The organism is Streptosporangium sp. NPDC048886 (assembly GCF_055586905.1).
Window position 1 is genome coordinate 118,894 of sequence record NZ_JBVJHH010000028.1, and the last position, 21,084, is coordinate 139,977.

The following is a 21,084-nucleotide window of genomic DNA, read 5'->3' on the forward strand; positions in this document are numbered from 1 at the left end:
CTTCGAGCTGTGCTGGGGCACGCCGGTCATCCGGGCAGACCGGTCAGGGCGAGGAATTCGCTGAGTGAGCGGGCGTCGGTGCGCAGGGCGCCGAGGAGGGGTGAGGTCATGGTAGCCGTTCCCGCGGCCTGAACTCCGCGCAAGGTCATGCAGGTGTGCTCGGCCTGGATGACGATGCCGACGCCTTTGGGTTCCAGCCGGGTCTGCAGCCAGTCGGCGACTTGTTCGGTGAGGCGTTCTTGCGCCTGGTTCGACGGACAGTCCCAACACGGCACGACCGCCGGCTGGGCCGCGGGACCAGAGCCGAGCGGGAACCCAGAGGAGTGAACTCGACGTAATGGCACCACAACCAGTGGTCACTTCGTCGGTGAGCAGCGCCGAACGATGATCAAAACTGGCCATCAGTATCTTCACCCACTTGTCCAGCCGACGCGGGAAGGCCGTCCAAGCTCACAGCGGGCCGCCCCGCTGCGCCTCTCTCCAGCAGTGCCCCTACCGGGGAAAATGCTCGTTTTACGGCTGGTGGCAGATACTTCACGACAGGCCCGTTCTCAGTGATCGCGCCGCTGACTATTCGTCGTCGTGCAGAGTGTGATCGAGCTACGAGAACAAGGCAGGCAGCCCACACTGATGGGTTCGATCAGCTCGGGACCGCCGGAGTACTGCGCCCGCATCACTGTCGACAGCGGTGCCCACGCCGGACGTCACGCCGATGATCGCACCGTCATCGGCACGCCTTTACGGGCACGACGTTTTCTCCTCCCGAGCGTCCACTTCTCAGGTAAATGACGATGCAACAGTCAGGCGTGCGGAGAGGTCACCCCCCTTGGGGGCCGGTGATATCGGCGAAATTTTCAACGGACATGCCGGTCGGAACTTCCTCAAGGACCTTCGGGAACTGCTTGGAAGGCGGGCCGCCGACCTGCATGTCCGTTGTTTTCTGCGTCGTTGCCGTTGGGATCTCGACATTGACGGACCCGGCGATCCGCGGTGGCCGGCCTGGGTCCGCCGCCACGGCTACGACCTCGAGCATCCGGTGCGGTGGATTGGGTGGTGCCACGGGCAGGGCACCCGGATGCGGGAGGCGCGCCGGTCTGGCGCACTCACTCAACAATCCGATCCTCAATGAAACGCATCCGCTTCAGGATTTTTCCTTCCTCGCTTTTGCCGTAAACATCGTATTCTTTTTCGGGTTGGCTGCCTGACCAGGTGATCGATGCAATGAGATCGCTTTTGTGATGTTCCAGCCGATCCGTGCTCATGTAACCTTCATCGGGCTGCCAGCCCCTCGGCAAGTCGCCACTTTCCCGGTAGAAAGACAAATGAAGGAGTCTGTTCTCGCTTTCGACTGGATGATTCTTGGCGTATCCTTCGATCAGATCCTTCAAATCCATCAGATCCCTCGGTGGATTCAGAATCATATAATGCTTCCTGAGCGTCAACACTTCTTCGTCCTTCTTGCCGGCAATCTCTTCGGTATTGGAAATTTCGAAAATCCTTGTTTCCCCATCTGGCTCCCCGCTCTCTGTGCATCCGACCAGGGATAGCAGAATGAAGAATACGCCCACAATCAACCCTGAAACCTTCGAATTAACTTTCATCACTCAGTTCTCCTTCGAATGGAATGCCCGGACTCCACCTTGATTTCGGAATCCACTGCGGCAACCTTGGCACGCCACGGGCGTACTTCCGTCAAGGGTTCCGACTGGCGGTCGCGGTACAGGCGGCGGCCTGCTGGTCACGGTCGCAGTGATGGCCGCAAGCAGGCAATACCGTGACGGCGCCAAGACCACCTTGCTGTCGACGTGCCCGACCACCCCGATCCGGCATGTCTTCGCCGACCAGGGTTTTGCCGGACGGCTGGCGGACTGGACTAACGACACGCTGCGCACCACCCTGGAGGTCGTGCGCAAGCCCGCTGCCCAGTGTGGGTTCAACGTCATCTCACGCAGGTGGGTGGTCGAGCGGACGTTGGCCTGATCGCCTGCCGCCGTCCGGCTCGCGACTACGAACGCGATCCCGTGGTGTCCGCGGTGATCATCCGCTGGGCCGCCGTCGCCGGTATCGCCCGTCGCCTTACTCGCGGCGGACCCGCCCAACGCCAGGCCCGTTACATCTGCGGCTGACACAGATGATCACCATCTCAAGCCGCTAGATGTGATCCGTCGCTGAACCCTCTGCTTCGGTCGGCCATCTAACCGATCATGAACCTGCGACACCTGAAACGCTCGCCCGCTCTGCTGTGCGCTCTGGCGGCGCCGTTGCTGTACGCCGGAGTGACCCTGATCGAGCTCCAGTTGGCCGCCCAGTCGGGGCTCAACCCCGGGCACGGAGGCTGGAACGACCTGCTGCCAGGCCGGCTGGACGGGGAGATCGCGTCAGCGCGGAAGGTGACGCTCAGCATCACTCTCATTCTCGCCGTCGAGGCGGCCGTGCTCGCCGCGCTGGGTGGCCGGCTGAATCGTCGATCCACCGCCGGCGGCCTCGTGCTGTGCACGGCCGCCAGCATGGTCTACCTGCTCACTCTCGCCCTGGCCGTATTGGGCACTTACGCGATCGTGCTGTATCCCGCTGGTGATGTCGATCTCGGGCTTCTTTTCCCGGATTGGTACTTTCCTGCGCTGATCGTCATCGCCCTCGTGACCCTCACCGCGCTGACCGTCTGGCTGTCCGCCGCAGTCAGGGAGGCCTCAGCCTCCTGATGGTCGACGCCGCGGCCACGGTGGCCGCATACGTGACATGCCGCGCTCCCCGGGCATGTCCGCAGTCTGCCAGCCGGCTCCATGGGCTGATGTGACTTCTTGGAGCGGATACTCAGTCGACTGTGGTGACATGGTGCCTACTGCCGCCTTCTTGAACGGCTGGTGAGTGAGGGGCCCGCAGTCGCGTGATCGTGGAGAAGCCACCTCTACGGCCGCAATGAGTCAGCGCCGGGAAGGGCCACGCGGACGGGGTCAGAGACGGTCCGGGGTGAGAGAGGCCCGGGTCAGCGGGGCCGACGGGTCGGCGGCCAGGTCGAAGGGGGAGGGCGGGGCGCCGGCGGCGACCAGGAGACCCCCGACGGCGGCGATCATCGCGCCGTTGTCGGTGCACAGCCGCGGGGACGGGATCCGCAGCGTGACACCTGCGGCGCCGCACCGCTCGGCGGCGACCCGCCGGAGCCTGTGGTTCGCGGCGACCCCGCCGACGATCACCAGCGTGTCCACGCCGTGGGCCAGGCAGGCGTCGACGGCCTTGCGGGTCAGGACGTCGACCACGGCCTCCTGGAAGGAGGCGGCGACGTCCGGCACCGAGAACCCGGGACCACCCCGCTCCACGTGCCGGGCGACGGCGCTCTTGAGCCCGGAGAAGGAGAAGTCGTAGCCGGCGCCGAGCATCGCGCGGGGGAAACCGATCGCCCGGGGATCTCCGTCCCGTGCGGCCCTGTCGACGGCGGGACCACCGGGGTAGGCGAGCCCGAGAATCCGCGCGATCTTGTCGAACGCCTCTCCCGCGGCGTCGTCGCGGGTGTCGCCGAGGTGAACGATCGGATCGCGTGCCAGGTCGCCGAGGAGCAGCAGCGAGGTGTGGCCGCCCGACACGATCAGCGCGACGGACCGCCGGGGCAGCGGACCGTGCTCCAGGGTGTCGGCGGCCACGTGCCCGGCCAGGTGGTGCACGCCGTACAGCGGCCGGTCCCAGGTGAGCGCGTAGGCCTTCGCGGCGGCCAGGCCGGTCTGCAGCGCGGTCGCCAGGCCGGGTCCCGAGGTGACGGCGACCGCGTCCAGCTCCCTGGGGCCGATCCCGGCCTGCCGGAACGCGGCCTCCACGCACGGGACCAGCGACTCCAGGTGCGCCCGGGCGGCGATCTCCGGCACCACTCCGCCGTAGCGCGCGTGCTCGTCCATCGAGGAGGCCAGCGCGGCGCCGATGAGCCTCCCGTCGGCCACGATTCCGACGCCGGTCTCATCGCACGAGGTCTCGATCCCCAGAACGACCGCCATGCCACCCTCTTATCGCGAGTAGTTTGCAACTACGAATGATAGGCGACAAGGTGTGCCGACGGAGCCGGCCCCGCCGAGGTGGGCGCCGGCTACCACACCCGCCTCGAACAGGGCCGGAGCCCCGACGCCCCGAACGCGGTGCTCGGCGCTCCCGGCAGGCCGGTCAGGCGCCGCGCCGGTCGTTCAGCTTCACCGCCACCTCCCGGGCGAGCTGCCCGAGCTGCTCCTTGGGGTAGACGCCGCACAGCTCGTCCAGCAGCGCGGCCACGACGAACCTCTCCGTGTCGTCCAGCAGCGCGAGCCGGTCGCCGGTCCCGTTCTTCTCGATCCAGGTGCGCAGGAAGGCCTCGTAGCCTTCGCGGGGGATCGGCTGCCCGTTGGTGTCGCGCACTGTGATGACCGGCCGGGCCGAGTCGAAGCCGTACAGTCCGGCTCGACGCCCGGCCCGTAGGTACCAGACCGCGTCCACCATGGCGTCCGCGCGCTCCTGCTCGGTCAGCTCCTCCCACGTCGGGTGGAGCATCCCCTCGTGGGCGAGCTGCTGGCGCGCCGCGGCGAGCCGTTCGGCGTGCTCGCGCTCGGCATCGTCGGCGTATGGGAAGGCGATGGGCACGGGGGTTGTCCTCTCCGCCGGGCGTATTCGGATACTGGTCCCGACGTATGTGCGGGGGTACGTTTTTTCCGCCCTCAGCATTGCAGACTCCGCGGCTCCCGAAGAGGACCTTGCCCCATCTTCGGGACGTCTGCCGGATCGCCTGCGACACCCTGACCTGCCGTGCGATGTCCCGCTGTCACACGCTCCGGGACCTTCCTCTCCTTGCTCCGGGACCCTTCTCTCCTTGGGAACGGGTCCTGTCACAGGCGTGCCGTCACCGGTTCAGGCGTGCGAGGACCAGGTCGGTGAACCCGTTGGCCAGCAGGATGCCCGCGGCCCGGTCGAGGATCATGGCGCCCTGCAGCGAGATGCGGCGTTCGGCACGGCCGGCCAGGTAGCGGGGCAGGCCGGTGACGGCCGCGAAGGCGACCGCGGCGACCGACGGCAGCGCCTTCTCTCAGGGCGGACGCCTCCGCGGAGGCCGCCACGCCGAAGGCGAAGGTGGTCCCACCGACGGTCAGCGGGAACGTCAGCGGGGCGGGCGGACGGTCACAGCCCGTCCCGCAGGATCGGGCAGGTCATGCAGGGGCCGCCGCCGCGTCCCTTGCCCAGTTCGAATCCCTCGATCTCCACGACGTCCACGCCGTGATCGCGGTGGACCTCCAGCGTCGCCTCCTTGTCGCCGGGGCGCAGCGAGTACACCGCCGCGTTGTCCACCACCGGTGGGTAACCGGTGGCCTTGTCGGCGTCCAGCAGGGTGAACACGGTGTCCAGATGCATGTAGGAACGGATGTTCACCGCGATCACGCGCGTGGCGGCCCGCCGGGCGAACAGCGCCAGGGCGATGTGCTCGATCATCCGGGTGGTGGAGCGCTCGCTGACCCCGATCGCGACCGCCCCGTTGCCGATCGGCATCATGTCGCCGCCTTCGAGCGCGGCCCATGCTGACTACGCGACGGTGCCCCCCGAGTCACCCTTGCCGGACCGCGTATCCGGGCCGTGTGTCCGGAAAACCCTCTCTATCGGCGCATATGTGGCTACCCGCCCCAATCGTGATCCGCCTGGGCCGCGTGGATGATTCCGGGCCGCAGATCAGTTGGTGTGGGGGTTGGGGAGATGGTCGCCCACGTGGCCGACCCAGATCTTGCCGGTGCTGCCGCCCGAGTCGTCGTGGAAGTGGATCCGGGGCGCCGGGCAGCCGCCTTTGCGGATCTTGATGTGCGCTTCCATCAGCACCTTGCCCGAGGGGTGCACCTCCAGAGGGACGGCGAAGGTCCGCCTCATGCTGTATTTGCCGTTGGTGTTCACGGTCCGGGACTCGCTCATGGCGACCATCCCCACCGGGATCGTGAGCCGGGCGGCGCTCCTGCACCAGTCGAAGAACCCGCCGGCGAACTCATCCGACGACCTGGCCCGTGCGAACGCGTCCAGCGCCCGTAGGGCGTCCCAGGTCTTGGAGGCCCAGACCCGCGCGAGTGTGGGGTAGGCGAGGTCGAGTTTCGCCGCCTCCGTGTCGGTGTCGCCGATCTCCACGTGGGCAAGCGTCTCCCGGGCCATGTTCAGGGCGTCCATGAGACTCGTCGGCTCGAACGCGGGCCTGTCGGCGGACAGGCCGAAGGCGGGCTGGCCGGCCTCGGCCAGCCTGGCCTCCAGCCAGTGGACCCGCTCCTGGAGCTTGCGGGCGCCCGCGACGGCCTCGGCGTATTCCTGCTGGAGGATCTCGTGCTCGGCGCGGAGCCGGTCGATCTCGCCCGCCGTACGGCCGTTGCCGCCCTCCGGCCCGGCCGGAGGCCGGTCGCGGCCCGGCCGTACGGAGATGAGATCGCGCAGTCCGTCGACACGCGCGCCGAGGGTGCGCATCTGGCGCAGGATCTCCCTGTTGTCCGTCCCGTTCCCCGCCGACGAGACCGTGAGGTCGAGCGCCGCGTCGAGCTCTCCCCGCAGCTCCTTGACCACGACGGCGGCGACCGCCTGGGCGAGCTCGGCCACCTCGGAGGCGGGCCGTCCGGTCCCGGCGCCCCCCGGCTCCGTGGCGGTCCCGGCGTCCTCCGACTCCGCGGCGGCCACGGTGGTCCCGGCGGTCCCGGCGCCCTCCGCCCCGGCGCTTCCGGCGGCCACGGCGGTCCCGACGGGCTCCTCGACGGGCACGACCGTCGCGGCCACGGGTCCGGGACGGACGGTCATCGCCATCATCCGGCGGCGCAGCTCCTCCCGGTCGGAGCCGGCCGGCGCCGGCCTCGGCGCCACCGCCGCGGCGATGTCGCCGGGCTGCGCCTTGCCCGCCAGGATCCTGGAGACCACCTGGTAGGCACGTTGGAGGTCGTCGGGGAGGGGACGGCGGGCGGTCTCGCCGATGGCGCCGCCCGCCACCAGTTCGAGGGCCTGACCGCCCTGTCTGCGGAGCATCGGGCCGCCCATCGGACGGTGCCGGTAGGGGTAGCTCTCGGAGGCCGGATCGAAGGGCGCCACGTACGTGCGGATGCCCGCGCCGAACACGCCGAGCTCGGAGCCCATCGTCCCGTTGAAGCGGTCCTGGGCGTGTCGATCGGCGAGACGCACGACCACGCCGGCCCCGGCGACCGCGCCGGCCAGGTGCTCGGCCCTCGCCCGGGCACCCTGCGGATTCTGGGGATCCGCCGACACGACGATCACCGGGACCCGGCGGTCGCGCTCGGCGAGCAGGTGGACCAGCCGGTGGACGCCGTCCTCGTCGACCGCGTCCGCGGTGTCCGTCAGGTGCACCGCTCCGTCGGTGATCCGCGCGGTGCGCAGGTACGCCTGGACGAAGTCCGGGGCGTGCCCGTCGTGGCTCTCGCCGTCCCCCTCGACCCGGACGACCACCCAGCCGGTCATCCCGGCCACCGACTCCGCGTAGGTGACCTGTGTGCGCAGCGGTCCTCTCCCATCGGTCTCCTCCAGGACATACCGGCCGCAGTCGACTTTGCGGTCCATGCGGGCCCTGACACCGTCCGCCTCGAACTCCTGGGACGGCCGGCCCTGCTCCGGCGCGGGGAGTCCCTTCGTCACGAGCCAGTCTCCGAAGGTGCGGCGGAGCCGGAGGGAGATGGGGGCGGTCTTGTCGCGGAGGACCGCTTGGTAGAGACGATTCGAGTTCGGGGGCATGAGGCACGTTATCCAGCCATGTGAGGGTACGGCCTGCCGAATGAGGAGAGCCGTGCCCGAATGGTGGGGCGGGGGGCTCGGCCTGCGGCCGGGCCGGCCGGCCGGGGAGAGGCCGTGCGGTCATGCTCCGGTCGGAAAGGCGGCCGGCGGTTCCAGAGGGGCGGTCCTCGGGCAGCTCGCCGTCCTGGCGGATCGTCACCGTGGCAGGGGGAGCGCGGCCCTCGGACCGTGACGGGCCGCGCCGCGCGGGCCGTCACGGCCGGAGGCCGGTCACCGGCGGCTGTCCGGCACCAGGTGGTGGGCCGCCGGTCCTGGCCGTGGCCGGTCACAGGCATGACTTTCCGGCACCGGGCGGCGGGTGGGCCCGGTGCCGGGCGGCCTGTCCGGCGCTGGCGCCGTCGTGTCAGTTGTCGATGCCGCCGCCGCTGCCGCCGCGGGTTATGCTGTCGTCGCTGATGCCGCGGTCGAGGCCGCCACCGCCGCCGCCACCGCCGCCGCTGCCGCGCCGGGCGTAGCACTTGGCCGGATTCCTGTGCTTCGAGCAGGGCTTCTCCGCGGAGACGAGGGCGGAGGCCGTGGAGACGGTGTCGGCGCCGGCGGGCTGAGCCGGCATCGTCGCGGGCACGATGAGCGCGGAGGCCCCCATCAGCCCGGATACGAGAGCGTTCCTGACTTTGATCATGACAGATCACTCCATGTCTAATCAGTTGCGCCCTGGGCGATGCCCGGGCTGGCGGAATGCCGGACCGGTGCCGCACAGGGCACCGATGCGGCGGAGAGCCGGAATTCCACGGTAGACGGCGGGCACTCCGGGGGGCATCCAGGTGCGTCCAAAGCCTTGGGAGGCTCCGATTACCCTCCGGCGACGGACAGGTACGACAGGAAGGGATTCGGTCACACACGGTTACCGTCGTTGACCGGAGGTCCGGGCCCGGAAGGGGTGCCGCCGGGACCGGATCGCAATGTCCCGGTAGGTCGCCACGGTCTCTCCGCTCCCGGCCGCTCCCGGTGACCCGTTCCCGGTCGCTTCGCTTCCGGCTGTTCCCGGTGGCCCGCTCCCGGCCGTTTTCGGCAACCAGCTCCCGACGGTCCGCTCCCGGCCGCCGGTCAGCCGGCGGTCTCGGCGCCACGCTCGGCGGCGAGCCGGAGGGTCTCCTCCGACAGCGGCGCGAGCAGCAGCGCGGCGACCAGGTCGACGAGGTGGCTGACGAACAGCCGGTCGTCGGGGTGCGGCCCCGAGCGGGCCCGCCGGCCGAGCTCCACCATGGTGAACCGGATGGCCACCAGCCGCCGGTGCAGCCGGACCGCGTCCTCCTGGAGCAGCGGCGCGGCCAGCCGCCGCCAGCGGTGGATGCTGGCGGCGGGGTCGTCCTGCTCCGCCGTGGCCAGTGAGGCTCCCGGGTGGCCGATGAGCTCGGCCATGATGCGCAGGTAGGCCGGGCCGCCGTCGAGGTCGGCCAGTTTGGCGGCCGGCGGGTGGACGAGGGCGGCGGCCAGTGCGAGCACCCGGGGATACGCCGGCAGGCCGGTGGGCGGGTGCGTCCGCGGATGTGTGGGCTCGGCGGCCGGCGTCCCGGCGCCGGTGGGGCCGGTGGCGGGCGTGCCGGTGCCCGTGGACGAGGGTGTCCCGGTGTCCGCGGGCGAGGGCGTCCGCGGCTGCCCGGGGCCGCCGCCTCTCTCGTAGTCGTCGAGCATGGCGTGCCGCCGCGCGTCCACGTCGCCGCCGTGCTTGTCGAGTACGGCGCGGAGCAGCCCGGCCCGGTCTCCGAAGTGGTACTGCAGCGCGGTCGCGTTGCGCGCCCCCGAGGCCCGGACGATCTCGTTCAGGCTGACGGCCCCGATACCCCGGGTGGAGAACAGCTCCTCCGCCGCGGCGATCAACCGTTCCCGGGTCCCCGCCGGCCGTGTCATCGCGCTTCCCACCGTTGACTGTTAATGCGATCACATTATAAGTTCGCGCCGAACAGAACATTATTCGGATGGAGTGCCAGAGGAGGCGCCATGTGGGACTTCTCCACCGAGCCGGAGTTCCAGGAGAAGCTCGACTGGATGGACGCCTTCATCCGTGACGAGGTCGAGCCGCTCGACCTGGTCTTCGGCGGACACGCCTACCGGGACATGGACGACAGGCTGCGCGAGATCGTCGGGCCGCTCAAGCAGCAGGTCAAGGACCGGGGTCTGTGGGCCTGCCACCTGGGCCCCGAACTGGGCGGCCAGGGATACGGCCAGCTCAAGCTGGCTCTGATGAACGAGCTCATCGGCCGGTCCGGCTGGGCGCCGGTCATCTTCGGCTGCCAGGCGCCCGACACCGGCAACGCGGAGATCATCGCGATGTACGGCACCGCCGAGCAGAAGGAGCGCTACCTCCAGCCGCTGCTGGACGGCGAGTGCTTCTCGGCCTACTCGATGACCGAGCCGCACGCGGGCGCCGACCCGCGCCTGTTCCGCTGCCGCGCCGTACGGGACGCCTCGGGGGGCTGGGTCATCAGCGGTGAGAAGTACTTCACCTCCAACGCCTCCTCGGCGACCTTCCTGATCGTGATGGCGGTGACCGACCCCGAGGCCCATCCCTACAGGCGGATGTCGATGTTCCTCGTCCCGGCCGACACCCCGGGCGTCGAGATCCTGCGCGACATCGGCACGATCGGCGAGCGGCCTGGCCACGGCGCGCACGCCCACATCCGCTACGACGACGTCCGGGTCCCGGCGGAGGCGTTGCTCGGTGAGGAGGGCGGCGCCTTCGCGGTCTCCCAGGCCCGGCTGGGCGGCGGGCGCATCCACCACTCGATGCGCACGGTCGCGGCGGTGAAGAAGGCCTTCGACATGATGTGCGAGCGGGTGCTGTCCAGGCGGACGCATGACGGGTTGCTGGCCGACAAGCAACTGGTGCAGGCCGCGATCGCCGACTCCTACATCCAGATCCAGCAGTTCCGGCTGATGGTCCTGCACACCGCGTGGCTGATCGACCAGTCCTCGACCAGGGAGGCGCGCACCCAGATCGCGGCCTGCAAGGTCGCCGCCGCCCGTGTCTTCCACGACGTCGTCTACCGCGCGATGCACATCCACGGCGCGCTCGGCGTCTCCAACGAGACGCCCCTGGCCAGGCTCTGGCAGAGCGCGCCGCTGATGGGCATCATGGACGGCCCCACCGAGGTGCACCTGGCCTCCATCTCCCGGCGCGTGCTGCGCGGCTACTCCCCGGCCGAGGGGCCCTGGCCGACGGAGTTCCTCCCTGACAGGGTCGCCGCGGCACGGGCCAGGTACGGGCTGCCCGAGAACGGCTGACGGGTCGCGCTCCGCAGACCGGCGCCGCCCCCGCCCGCCCCGGCTTGAAGGTGAGCCGAGCCACAATGTATACATTGCATACAAAGCGGCAGAAGGGGAGCGATGCACGGTGACACCGTCTATCGGCGGCTGCGCGAGCAGATCGTGGCGGGGCACTACCCGCCGGGCGAGCGGCTCACCGAACTGTCGGCGAGCGCGGCGCTGGAGGTGAGCCGCACACCCGTCCGCGAGGCGCTGCGCCGGCTGGAGAGCGACGGCCTGGTGCGGAGCACGGGCCGGGGCGTGGTGGTGACCGGCCTGTCGCCGGACTCCCTGGACCACGCCTACGCGGTGCGGGCGGCACTGGAGACGCTCACCGCCGAGCTGGCCGCCGACCGGCAGCGGGACGGGCGGATCCCGCCCGCGGCCCTGGCGGAGCTGGAGGACAGCGCGCGGCGGCTCGAACAGGTCACCGCCGCCGGAGACCTCGACCGCGCCGTCGGGCTGAACCGCGACTTCCACCGGACGGTGGCCGAGCTCGCCGGCAACCCGATCGCGCTGGAGACCCTCGACCGTCTCTGGGACCAGATCATCGTCTCCACCCGGGCGACCCTGACCGCCCCGGAGCGTCCGGAGGCGGTGGCCGACGAGCACCGGCGGCTCCTGGCGGCGATCAGGGATGGCCGGCGCGAACTCGCCGGCCGGATCGCCGGCGACCACGCGCGCGCCACCGGCGCCGCCCGTACCCGCACGTCCCCGGCGTCATAGCGCCGGTGTGACGGTCGACGACAAGATGGCCGGCGGAAGGCCGCCGGGGAAGGAGAAGGCGATGCCGAAGACTCATCACTACGAGGTGGACGTGACGTGGACCGGCAACGGTGGCACGGGCACGAGCGACTACCGCGCCTACGGGCGGGCGCACGAGATCGGCGCCACCGGCAAGGCGCCGATCGCGGGTTCGTCCGACCCGTCGTTCCGTGGCGAGCCGGACCGGTGGAATCCCGAGGAGCTCCTGGTCGTCTCGCTGTCGCAGTGCCACATGCTCTGGTATCTCAGCCTGTGCGCCAACGCCGGAGTCGTGGTCACCGCCTACACCGACCACCCGAGCGGCACCATGACGGAGGCTCCCGACGGCAGCGGCCGTTTCGAGGAGGTCCTGCTGCGGCCCCGGGTGACCGTCGCCGCTCCGGAGCACGCCGAGCGTGCCGCGGCGCTGCACGAGCGAGCCCACGAGCTGTGCTTCATCGCCAACTCCGTCAACTTCCCGGTCCGGCACGAGCCCGTCGTCGTCAGTGAGCCCCTGCCGGTGTGAGCGGCGCCCGGCCGGCTTGAGGCCGTACGGCACGGCGCCGGCTTGAGGCCGTACGGCACGGCGGTCTTGGCGTGGGCCGTGACGGCACTCACAATCAGGGCCATGAGCGATGGTCATCCGTATGTCGGCACCCGGGCCCCCCGCCGTGAGGACTCCCGGCTGCTGACCGGGCGGGGCAAGTTCGTCGGCGACGTCCGCCTTCCCGGCATGGCGTACGCGGTGGTCGTCCGGAGCCCCATAGCGCACGGCCGGGTCACGCGACGTGCCGTCGAGGCCGCCCGGGCGGCCGACGGGGTGCTGGACGTCATCACCGCCGAGGACGCGGCCGCGGTCCGGCTGCCGTGCGTGTCCCTGGCGCCGGGGCAGCGTGAGATCTCCTACCCGGCGCTGGAGGAGACGATCCGCTACGCCGGGCAGCCGCTCGCCGTCGTCGTGGCGCGGACCGCGGAGGCCGCCCATGACGCGGCCGGGCAGGTCGGCTTCGAGTTCGGCGAGCTGCCCGCCGTGATCGGGGTGGAGGCGGCGCTCGACGGCGGCGCCGCACTGCTGTACCCCGGCTGGGGCACCAACCTGGTCACCGACTTCGCGGTCGGCGACACCGACTGCGAGGAGGCGATCGCCGGCGCGGCCCACGTGGTGGACATGAGGTTCCGGCTCGGCAGGGCGGCGCCCAGCCCGGTCGAGCCGCGCGGGATCGTGGCGGCCTACGCCGAGGAGACGCTGACGGTCTGGGCCGCCACCCAGGCCCCCCACCACGTGCGCGACCACGCGGCCGAGGCGCTCGGGCTCTCCCACCACCGGGTGCGCGTCATCGGCTGCGACGTCGGCGGAGGGTTCGGCGCCAAGGAGCACCTCTACCCCGACGAGGCGCTGGTCTGCCTGGCCGCGATCCGCCTCGGCCGGCCCGTGACGTGGACCGAGTCGCGCAGCGACCACCTCGTCGCCACCCTGCCCGCCCGCGACGCCGTGCACCGGGGCCGGCTGGCGCTGGAGGCGGACGGCCGCTTCGTCGCGCTGCACTGCGACATCCTCGGGGACCTGGGCGCCCACCCCTCGAACGTCGGCATCTCCCCGCTCGCCGTGTCGGCCATCATGCTGCCCGGGCCCTACCGTTTCGACAGGGCCGGGGCGCGCCTGCGCGCCGCCGTCACCACCACCACGCCGACCGGCTCCTACCGGGGGTTCGGCCAGCCCGAGGTGACCTGGACCAGGGAACGGCTGATCGACGAGGCGGCCCGGCGCCTGGGGCTCGACCCCGTCGAGCTACGGCTGCGCAACATGATCGGCCCCGAGGAGTTGCCCTACTCCACCCGCACCTGGCAGTCCTACGACTCGGGCGACTACCCCGGCGCCCTGCGCACGCTGCGCGAGATCGCGCGCGCCAGGCCGTCACACGACGGGCGCAGGCGGGGTGTGGGGTTCTCCTGCCACGTGGAGGCGACCGGCCTGGGGCCGTCCATGGGGATGAAGGCGGCGGGCCAGGCCGCAGGCGGGTTCGAGACCGCGATCGTGCGGATGGACCTCGACGCCTCGGTCGTCGTGCACGCCGGGGTGGCGGGCATGGGGCAGGGCATCGAGACCACTCTCGCCCAGCTCGCCGCCGACGGGGTGGGCGTGCCGCTGGAGCGGGTCCACGTGGTGCTCGGCGACACCTCCGCCACGCCGTACTCCTCCGTCGGCTCGATCGCCAGCCGTTCCCTCGTGGTCGGCGGCGGGGCCCTGAACCGGGCGGCCGGCCTGCTGCGCGACAGGATCGTGGCCATCGCCGCCCACCAGCTGGAGGCGGCCCCGGAGGACCTGGAGATCGTGGACGGCGCCGTACAGGTGAAGGGCGACCCCGGCGCGCGCCGCACCCTTCGGGAGATCGCCACCTCCGCCTGGCGCGGCTGGGACCTGCCCGCCGGGATGTCACCGGGCCTGGAGGAGCGGGTCACCCACGACCCCAGCGCCTACACCTACGCCTACGGCGCCCACGCGGCGGCCGTGGCGGTCGACGAGGAGACCGGGGCCGTCGAGGTCGAGGGCTACTGGGTGGTCGGCGACTCCGGCGTGCTGGTCAACCCGGCGATCGTCGAAGGCCAGCTGAGAGGCGGGATCGCGCAGGGGATCGGGATGGCGCTGACGGAGGAGGTCGTCTACTCCCCGGACGGGCAGCCGGCGGCGGAGTATCTCCTGCCGACGGTGCGGGAGATCCCGGAGATCGAAGTCGTCCTGCTGGAGACCCCTTCCCCCATCACTCCCGGCGGCATGAAGGGCGCGGGCGAGGCGGGCACGATCGGCCCGCCCGCGGCCGTCGGCAACGCGGTGGCCGCGGCCCTGCCCGAGATCGCCGGCCGGATCACCGCCACCCCGCTGACCCCGCAGGTCCTCTGGTCCCTGCTCACCCGCTGCCCCCGCGGCCGGTGAGCGGGCCGGGCGGGACGTCCCGCGGCGCCGGCCCGGCGCCGTGGGGGGCACGGCCGACCGGCCAGGCCGGGCTCTCAGACGGCCCGCAAGCGGTCCGCCAGCCGGTCCAGCCCCCCTTTGATCATCTGCCCGTACCCGTCGTCGCCGAGGGCGCCCACCGAGGCCCGCCCGCGATCGAGGTGGTCCCGCGCGCGATCGAGGTCGCCCAGCTTCCGGTAGACCTCCCCGAGGTTGAGGTGCAGGGACGGGTAGAAGCCAGCCACGGGGCCGGTGGCGCCCGCCTGCCGGGCCCGTTCGTCGGTGACCAGGTCCGCCGCCTCCAGCGCGCGCAGATCCCAGACCAGTTCCTCGTGCGGGTCGTCCTGGGCGTCGGCCATCGAGTGGGCGAGCGCGCAGCGGTGCAGCGGATCGCCGGTGACGCCGATCTCCTCCCAGAGGCCGGAGAACAGCCGGCGGGCCTCTTCCCGCCTGCCGCTCTGGTTGAGCTCGATGCCCCGGCCGATCTCGGTCATGATCGCGTCTGGCTCGGTCATGCGGTCCCTCCTCAAGGCGGTGACAGTGATCGCCGACAGTAGCGGCGGTCACCGACATCAGCCCGTGCGGAGATCCCCGGCCCTCGCGCGGGGACCGGGACGGGACGGCGGCCACGGCGCCCGGACGAGGGAGGCCGCCCGCGGGTCCCTCACCGCGACAGTGTCCGCGACAGGTGCTCGGCCAGTCCCTCGGACGCGGCCCGGACCATCTCCAGCACGTCGGCGAAGCCCTCGCGGCCGCCGTAGTAGGGGTCGGGCACCTCGGCCCCCGCCGGCGCGGCCGGGTCGAAGGAGCGGAACAGCCGCACGTCCGAGCCGGCCGGCGCCAGGCGGCGCAGCGCCCGGAGGTTCTCGGCGTCCATCGCCAGCACCAGGTCCACCTGACCGAACCAGCCGGCCAGGAACTGCCTGGCACTGTGCGAGGAGCCGTCATAGCCGTTGTCGGCCAGCATCGCCGCGGCCCGCTCGTCCATCGGGGAGCCCTGATGCCAGCCGCCCGTGCCCGCGCTGTCGACCGAGACGACATCGCCCAGCCCGTGGTCGGCCAGGGTCTTCCTCAGCACCACCTCGGCCATCGGGGACCGGCAGATGTTTCCCAGGCACACGACGCATATGCGATAACTCATCCCCACAGGATGCCGCCGTCGGACACCGCGTGAGCATGGCGGACCCGCACGACGCCGCCCGTGACCGGCCGGCTCTACCGGATCCGGGGCCGGCGCCACCACCGCGCCAGCCCCCGTACGGCCTCGGCGGCGGCCGTGCCGACGGCGCCCACCAGCGGTTCCCGCTCCTCCTCGGCGGTGGGGCCGGGATCCGGCCCGACCGGCTCCCGGTTGCCGCCGCGGCACGCCTCCAGCTGCGCGGCGAAGGCCAGCCCGAGGAAGAGCGCCGTCGAGCTGAGGAAGGACCACAGCAGCAGCGCCATGACGGCGGTGAGCGGGCCGTAGGTGGCGCCGAAGGTGCCGCTGCGCTCGATGTAGAGGGCCAGCAGGAGGGTGAACGCCGTCCACAGGACCAGGGCGACCAGGGCGCCGAAGGCCAGCCAGGTGTGGCCCGGCTGCCGGCGCCGGGGGGCGGCGCGGAACAGCACCGAGGCGGACAGCAGGGCCAGCAGGAATCCGACCGGCCAGCGGACCAGCGTGAACGCCGCCAGCATGTCCTCGCCCCAGCCGTAGACCTGGGCGAGCGCTCGCCCGATCGCCCCGCCGCCGACCATCACCACGAAGCCCACCGTCATGAAGGCGCCGGCGGAGACGGCCATCAGCAGGGCCCTGCCGTACTTGCGGTGGAACGGGCGGTCGCGCTCGACGCCGTAGATCCGGTTGGCCCCGCGCTCCACCTGGGCCATGGCGCTGGTCAGCGAGACCAGCGCGGTGACCAGGCCGAGCCACAGGGCAAGGGCGCCCCCGGTGTGACCCGCCTGCCGGTGGCTGTCGGCGAGCACGTCCTTGACCGCCTCCACCCCGGCGCCGGGCGCGATCCGGCTCAGGGTCAGCTCCAGCACCTGGCCGAGCTGCTCCTGGTTGAGCACCGAGCTCAGCCCGACCAGCGCGATGGCGCCGGGGATGATGGACAGGCACACCTGCAGGGCCAGCGCACGCGAGTTGGTCATCCCGTCGCCGTACCTGAACCTGGCGAAGGAGTCACGGATGAGGTGCCATCGCCCGTACTTGCGCAGGGTCACCCACGCGTGGTCGGCGGAGAGCTCCTCGCCGCTCATACTCCGTGTCTGCGGCACTTTCGTCGCGGTTCCCATATCGGGGAGCCGGCTACCCGGACAGCGGCTTTGTGAACCAATTGCCCGATAATGACCTTTAGGCGAGGTCGCCGAATCTCCGCCGTCGTAGCGGTGGGGTGAAGCCGGAAACAGCCGTGGCCGGGGACTGCCGGTGGGAGCAGCCTCGACGGAGTCGGGTCGGCCTGGCGCCGCCGGATGGTCCGGGCCCGGTGGGCGAGACGAGAAGGTATGCACGAGGAACCGGTGTTGTCGGGGTCCGGCTCACATAAGCCCAAAACCTACATCGGATCTTGCTGGGCCGTCGCCGTACCGGATGACGTGCCCGGGTCACACGGCGGCTCCCTCAGTGAAACCGCAGGTCAGCGCCGCCCCGATCGCCTCTATGCGCGGATCAGTGCGGGTTCCCGCGCCCAGGGCCCGGCCCGGCCGCCCGGGGCGCGCCGTCCAGGTAGGCGAGCACTGCGCGTACGCGGCGGTGGCCGGAGTCGTCCGGTGCCAGGCCGAGCTTGGCGAATATGTTGCCGATGTGCTTGTGGACGGCGTTGTCGGAGATGCGCATCTGCTCGGCGATGGTGGCGTTGTCGTGGCCCTGCGCCATGAGGGCGAGCGACTCCCGCTCGCGGGAGGTGAGGGTGTCCAGGGGGTCGCCGGTGCGGCGGGCGAGGAGCTGGGCGACCACTTCGGGGTCCATGGCGGTGCCGCCGGCCGCGACGCGGCGCAGGGCGTCGACGAATTCGGCCACCCGGCCGATGCGGTCCTTGAGGAGGTAGCCGATGCCCCCGCGGCCGTCGGAGAGGAGCTCGCCGGCGTACTCGCGCTCGACGTACTGCGAGAGCACCAGGATCGGCAGCGCGCCGTGCTCGCGGCGGGCCCGTAACGCGGCGTGGATTCCCTCGTCGCGGAACGACGGTGGCAGCCGCACGTCGACGATGGCGATGTCGGGGCGGTGCTCGGTGACGGCGAGGAGGAACGCCTCGCCGTCACCGACGACGGCCACGACCTCGCAGCCCTTCGCCGCCAGCAGCAGCTCCAGGCCGCTGGACAGCAGGACGTTGTCCTCGGCGATCACGACCCGCACGGGACCTCCTGAACGATCGTTATGCGCACGGCATCTGGACGGCGAGCGTGGTGGGGCCGCCCGGCGGGCTGTCGAGACGGACGGCGCCGTCCAGGGCGGCGACCCGCCGGCGTATCCCGGAGATCCCGGTGCCGCGCGCCTCGTCGGCGCCGCCCCTTCCGTCGTCGGTGACCTCGATGGACAGCACGTCGTCGGCGCGCTCGATCCGGAGGGCCGCTCGTGTGGCGGCGGCGTGCTTGGTCACGTTCGTCAGCGCCTCGGCGATCACGTAGTAGGCCACCGCCTCCACGGTCGCCGGGAGCGCGCCCAGATCGGCGAGCTCGATGTGGACCGGCACGCTCGACCGGGCGGCCAGCGCCGTCAGCGCCCCGTCGAGCCCGCGGTCGGCGAGGATCGGCGGGTAGATCGTCTGGAGCACCGTGCGGAGCTCGACCATCGCCTCCTCCGCCGTCTCGTGCGCCTGCTGGAGAAGCATCGCCACCGTGTCCGGGGCGTCGGCGAGTGACTCCCGGGCCATGCCCAGCTGCATGGCGATGGTCACCAGCCGCGCCTGCGTCCCGTCGTGCAGATCGCGTTCGATCCGCTGGAGCTCCGCGCCATGGGCGTCGACCACGCCGACCCGGCTCCTGGTCAGCACGTCGACCCGCTCGGTGAGCCGCTCGCGGGCCGACGGCGCGAGCACCGCCAGGCACAGCCGCGCGTGCAGTCGCGCCAGCGTCGGGAGCACCCACCAGGCCGCCGCACCGAGGACGGCGATCTGAACGGAGCCCCCGACCAGCGCGGTCTCCCAATCGTCCACATGGACATCGAAGAACGAGAACAGGGTGGGACGCGCGTCGGCGGGAAACGCCCACCACAATGGCAACGCCACCGCGGCGACCAGGACATTGCCCAGGCATATCAGGGCGGCCAGCCCGAGCGGGAACCCGACGGCGACGTGCGCGAGCGCCCAGGCGAGATCCCGCCGCCCGCCCGGCCGTCCGTCGGCCGGAACGCCGAGCAGCCTGCCGGCCCGCTGACGGTGCCAGGCCGCCCAGCCCCGCGCCGCCGGCGGCGCGAGCAGCACCGGCAACGCGAGCGCCGTGACCACGGCGGTGGCCAACGTGCCCAGCAGGTAGACCGAGCCGGAGAACGCACGGTCACGCATGCGCACCTCCTCACGACGCCGTACGGAGATCATTATCCGTCACCGGTCCCCGTCGGGCACTACAGCGGGCTGTACCAACGCGCGTGCGGCTGGCTGTATCGTGCCGGACATCTGGCCGGAATAGCGTCCTCGGCCATGAAACCGACATTTGGGCGTACCCGCAGACGCCTGGTCCCGATCCTCGCCCTGATCGCCCTGTCCGCCGCCGTTGCGCCTCCGGCCAGCGCCGACGGCGGCCCGCCCCCACCGCTCGACTGGAAGCCCTGCGCCCAGGGGCCCGACGACGCCCTCGGCAGGGAGCTCGACCGGGCAGGCGCACGGTGCGCGGAGCTCACCGTCCCGCTCGACCACTCCAGGCCCGGCGGCCGCGCCATCAAACTCGCGCTGTCCCGCCTCCCCGCCACGGACCGCGCCCATCGCATCGGCACCATGGTCCTCAACAGCGGCGGCCCCGGCGAGAGCACGCTGGGCATGCCCCTGCAGACGCGCGCGGCCATGAAGGACGTCGCCGCCCGTTACGACCTCGTCGGCCTGGACCCGCGCTTCGTCGGGCGCAGCACGCCGCTCGACTGCGGCTGGCCCATCGGCCTGTGGCTCCGCTCGGCCGGTCCGACCCGCGCCCGGTTCGATCACCAGGTGGCGGTACAGCGCGACCTGGCCGAGCGCTGCGCCCGGCGCCACGCCGACGTGCTCCCGTACGCCAACACGCGCGACACGGCCCGCGACATCGACCTCGTGCGCCGCGTCCTCGGGGAGCGCCGGATCTCCTTCCTCGGCTACTCCTACGGCAGCTACCTGGGCGCGGTCTACACCCAGATGTTCCCCGGCCGCACCGACCGCGTGGTCCTGGACAGCGCGGGCGACCCGCGCAAGTGGGGGCCCAGGGCGACGCAGGGCACCGAAGGCGAGGCGGAACGCGCGCTGCGCGGCTGGGCGGCCTGGGCCGCCGAACGTCACGGCGCCTACGGCCTCGGCGCCACCCCCGCCCGCGTGCTCGCCACCGTGAACGCGATCGTCGCCGTCGCCGAGGACCGCCCGCTGCGCGTCGGACCGTACGAGGTGGATGACCAGGCGGTCCCGTACATCCTCTCCGCCGGCTCCGGCGACGACCGCCCCGCGGCCCGTGCGGAGTTCACCTCCACCGTTCGGACCCTGAACGAGGCCGCGCACGGCCGCCCGGCCGACCCCGGCCCCGAACTCGACGGATTCCTCACGTTCGTCCTGACCAGCGCCGGCTCCCCGCTTGCCGGCCCGGCCGCCGCGATCACCTGCGGCGACCGCGCCGCGCCGCGCGACCCCGACGCCTACTGGAACGACGTCCAGCGCAGCCGCGCGCGCCACCCCCTCTTCGGCCCTCTCAAGAACAACATCTGGCCCTGCGCCTTCTGGCCGGACCACCCGCGTGAGCGCCTCACACACGTCGGCAACCCCACCCCCGCGCTGATCGTGTCCGCCACCGGCGACACCGCCACCACCTACGAGGGCAGCAAGGCCATGCACCGGGCGCTGACCGGCTCCCGCCTGCTCACCCTGCGCGGCACCACCGCCCACGGGATCTACGGCGAATACGGCAACGCCTGCGTGGACGCCAAGGTCAACGCCTACCTGGCCACCGGCGCCCTCCCCGCCGCCGACCCGATCTGCCATCCCTGACCCGCCACCCCGAGGCCGTGATACCCCCGTCGCGGCCTCACGCATCAAGAGCTGGGGCCAACCGCGCCAAACCGGATCAACGAGGCGTGCGTGAGCTGTTTCCCGACCGCCGCCGACGTGGTCATGGGCAGTTCCGTTCCGGCCGCGCCTCAGTTCACCGCCTGCTTCACGAGTGCGCTGATGCGCGCCTCCACCTCGGCCGTCACCTCGGTCAGGGCGAACGTGCTCGCCCACATCGTGCCCTCGTCC

General features: G+C 71.7%; 21 protein-coding genes and 1 pseudogene. 7 read left to right on the top strand and 15 right to left on the bottom strand.

All coding sequences use genetic code 11. The features are described 5' to 3' along the window. Nucleotides 1-26: 26 nt before the first annotated feature. The 3 genes from ACZ6R6_RS31140 to ACZ6R6_RS31150 form a co-directional block, all read right to left on the bottom strand. Nucleotides 27-275 carry a GTP cyclohydrolase I gene (locus ACZ6R6_RS31140; protein WP_470099336.1) on the bottom strand — a complete coding sequence of 83 codons (249 nt, stop codon included), beginning with the start codon at nucleotides 273-275 and terminating at the stop codon, nucleotides 27-29. Between the two features lie 542 nt (nucleotides 276-817). Beyond that, a complete protein-coding gene (locus ACZ6R6_RS31145; RefSeq protein ID WP_470099338.1) occupies nucleotides 818-1,033 on the bottom strand; it encodes a hypothetical protein in 216 nt (71 codons plus the stop codon). A 70-nt stretch (nucleotides 1,034-1,103) separates the two neighbouring features. Then, nucleotides 1,104-1,601 (bottom strand): hypothetical protein, encoded by a 498-nt coding sequence (locus tag ACZ6R6_RS31150; RefSeq protein WP_470099340.1) that lies wholly within the window; start codon nucleotides 1,599-1,601, stop codon nucleotides 1,104-1,106. Nucleotides 1,602-1,731: 130 nt separating this feature from the next. On the opposite strand from ACZ6R6_RS31150, the gene ACZ6R6_RS31155 reads away from it, so the two are divergent. Beyond that, nucleotides 1,732-1,980: a hypothetical protein gene (locus tag ACZ6R6_RS31155; protein WP_470099378.1), complete on the top strand. Its 249-nt coding sequence runs from the start codon at nucleotides 1,732-1,734 to the stop codon at nucleotides 1,978-1,980. 224 nt (nucleotides 1,981-2,204) lie between these two features. Continuing rightward, on the top strand, nucleotides 2,205-2,702 hold the full coding sequence (locus ACZ6R6_RS31160; RefSeq protein WP_470099342.1) for a hypothetical protein: 498 nt from the start codon (nucleotides 2,205-2,207) through the stop codon (nucleotides 2,700-2,702). A gap of 252 nt (nucleotides 2,703-2,954) precedes the next feature. Here ACZ6R6_RS31160 and tsaD read toward each other — a convergent pair whose 3' ends face one another. The 7 genes and pseudogenes from tsaD to ACZ6R6_RS31195 form a co-directional block, all read right to left on the bottom strand. Next, a complete protein-coding gene (tsaD, locus tag ACZ6R6_RS31165; protein ID WP_470099344.1) occupies nucleotides 2,955-3,983 on the bottom strand; it encodes a tRNA (adenosine(37)-N6)-threonylcarbamoyltransferase complex transferase subunit TsaD in 1,029 nt (342 codons plus the stop codon). Nucleotides 3,984-4,146: 163 nt separating this feature from the next. Next, the gene (locus ACZ6R6_RS31170) at nucleotides 4,147-4,596 is read right to left on the bottom strand and encodes a hypothetical protein (protein WP_470099346.1); all 450 of its coding nucleotides are present in this window, start codon (nucleotides 4,594-4,596) and stop codon (nucleotides 4,147-4,149) included. 531 nt (nucleotides 4,597-5,127) lie between these two features. Next, complete coding sequence (locus ACZ6R6_RS31175; RefSeq protein ID WP_470099380.1) at nucleotides 5,128-5,280, bottom strand: arginine deiminase family protein; 153 nt, start codon at nucleotides 5,278-5,280, stop codon at nucleotides 5,128-5,130. Then, nucleotides 5,263-5,502: pseudogene (locus ACZ6R6_RS31180) on the bottom strand (arginine deiminase family protein); the annotation flags it as partial. The gene ACZ6R6_RS31175 and the pseudogene ACZ6R6_RS31180, both read right to left, overlap by 18 nt. A gap of 168 nt (nucleotides 5,503-5,670) precedes the next feature. Then, nucleotides 5,671-7,701, bottom strand: coding sequence for a hypothetical protein (locus ACZ6R6_RS31185; RefSeq protein WP_470099348.1), 2,031 nt, complete (start codon nucleotides 7,699-7,701; stop codon nucleotides 5,671-5,673). A 403-nt stretch (nucleotides 7,702-8,104) separates the two neighbouring features. Next, nucleotides 8,105-8,383, bottom strand: a complete 279-nt coding sequence (locus ACZ6R6_RS31190; protein ID WP_470099350.1) for a hypothetical protein — start codon at nucleotides 8,381-8,383, stop codon at nucleotides 8,105-8,107. Between the two features lie 425 nt (nucleotides 8,384-8,808). Beyond that, nucleotides 8,809-9,612, bottom strand: coding sequence for a TetR/AcrR family transcriptional regulator (locus tag ACZ6R6_RS31195; protein WP_470099352.1), 804 nt, complete (start codon nucleotides 9,610-9,612; stop codon nucleotides 8,809-8,811). A 90-nt stretch (nucleotides 9,613-9,702) separates the two neighbouring features. Between ACZ6R6_RS31195 and ACZ6R6_RS31200 the strand changes: the two genes are divergently transcribed. From ACZ6R6_RS31200 to ACZ6R6_RS31215, 4 genes are all read left to right on the top strand, one after another. Then, a complete protein-coding gene (locus tag ACZ6R6_RS31200) occupies nucleotides 9,703-10,986 on the top strand; it encodes an acyl-CoA dehydrogenase family protein (RefSeq protein WP_470099354.1) in 1,284 nt (427 codons plus the stop codon). Between the two features lie 102 nt (nucleotides 10,987-11,088). Beyond that, nucleotides 11,089-11,733 carry a GntR family transcriptional regulator gene (locus ACZ6R6_RS31205; protein ID WP_470099356.1) on the top strand — a complete coding sequence of 215 codons (645 nt, stop codon included), beginning with the start codon at nucleotides 11,089-11,091 and terminating at the stop codon, nucleotides 11,731-11,733. Between the two features lie 61 nt (nucleotides 11,734-11,794). Beyond that, complete coding sequence (locus tag ACZ6R6_RS31210) at nucleotides 11,795-12,277, top strand: OsmC family protein (protein ID WP_470099358.1); 483 nt, start codon at nucleotides 11,795-11,797, stop codon at nucleotides 12,275-12,277. 102 nt (nucleotides 12,278-12,379) lie between these two features. Beyond that, a complete protein-coding gene (locus tag ACZ6R6_RS31215; RefSeq protein WP_470099360.1) occupies nucleotides 12,380-14,683 on the top strand; it encodes a xanthine dehydrogenase family protein molybdopterin-binding subunit in 2,304 nt (767 codons plus the stop codon). Between the two features lie 74 nt (nucleotides 14,684-14,757). On the opposite strand, the gene ACZ6R6_RS31220 is transcribed toward ACZ6R6_RS31215, so the two are convergent. The 5 genes from ACZ6R6_RS31220 to ACZ6R6_RS31240 form a co-directional block, all read right to left on the bottom strand. After that, the gene (locus tag ACZ6R6_RS31220) at nucleotides 14,758-15,216 is read right to left on the bottom strand and encodes a hypothetical protein (protein WP_470099362.1); all 459 of its coding nucleotides are present in this window, start codon (nucleotides 15,214-15,216) and stop codon (nucleotides 14,758-14,760) included. A gap of 149 nt (nucleotides 15,217-15,365) precedes the next feature. Then, complete coding sequence (locus ACZ6R6_RS31225; protein ID WP_470099364.1) at nucleotides 15,366-15,842, bottom strand: low molecular weight protein-tyrosine-phosphatase; 477 nt, start codon at nucleotides 15,840-15,842, stop codon at nucleotides 15,366-15,368. A gap of 74 nt (nucleotides 15,843-15,916) precedes the next feature. Beyond that, nucleotides 15,917-16,939 carry a YihY/virulence factor BrkB family protein gene (locus ACZ6R6_RS31230; protein ID WP_470099366.1) on the bottom strand — a complete coding sequence of 341 codons (1,023 nt, stop codon included), beginning with the start codon at nucleotides 16,937-16,939 and terminating at the stop codon, nucleotides 15,917-15,919. A 409-nt stretch (nucleotides 16,940-17,348) separates the two neighbouring features. Next, nucleotides 17,349-18,035, bottom strand: a complete 687-nt coding sequence (locus ACZ6R6_RS31235; protein ID WP_470099368.1) for a response regulator transcription factor — start codon at nucleotides 18,033-18,035, stop codon at nucleotides 17,349-17,351. 19 nt (nucleotides 18,036-18,054) lie between these two features. After that, on the bottom strand, nucleotides 18,055-19,182 hold the full coding sequence (locus ACZ6R6_RS31240) for a sensor histidine kinase (RefSeq protein ID WP_470099370.1): 1,128 nt from the start codon (nucleotides 19,180-19,182) through the stop codon (nucleotides 18,055-18,057). 135 nt (nucleotides 19,183-19,317) lie between these two features. Here ACZ6R6_RS31240 and ACZ6R6_RS31245 point away from each other — a divergent pair, with 135 nt between their 5' ends. Beyond that, entirely contained in the window at nucleotides 19,318-20,835 is a 1,518-nt protein-coding gene (locus tag ACZ6R6_RS31245) for an alpha/beta hydrolase (RefSeq protein ID WP_470099372.1), read from the top strand. The last annotated feature ends 249 nt before the right edge of the window (nucleotides 20,836-21,084 follow it).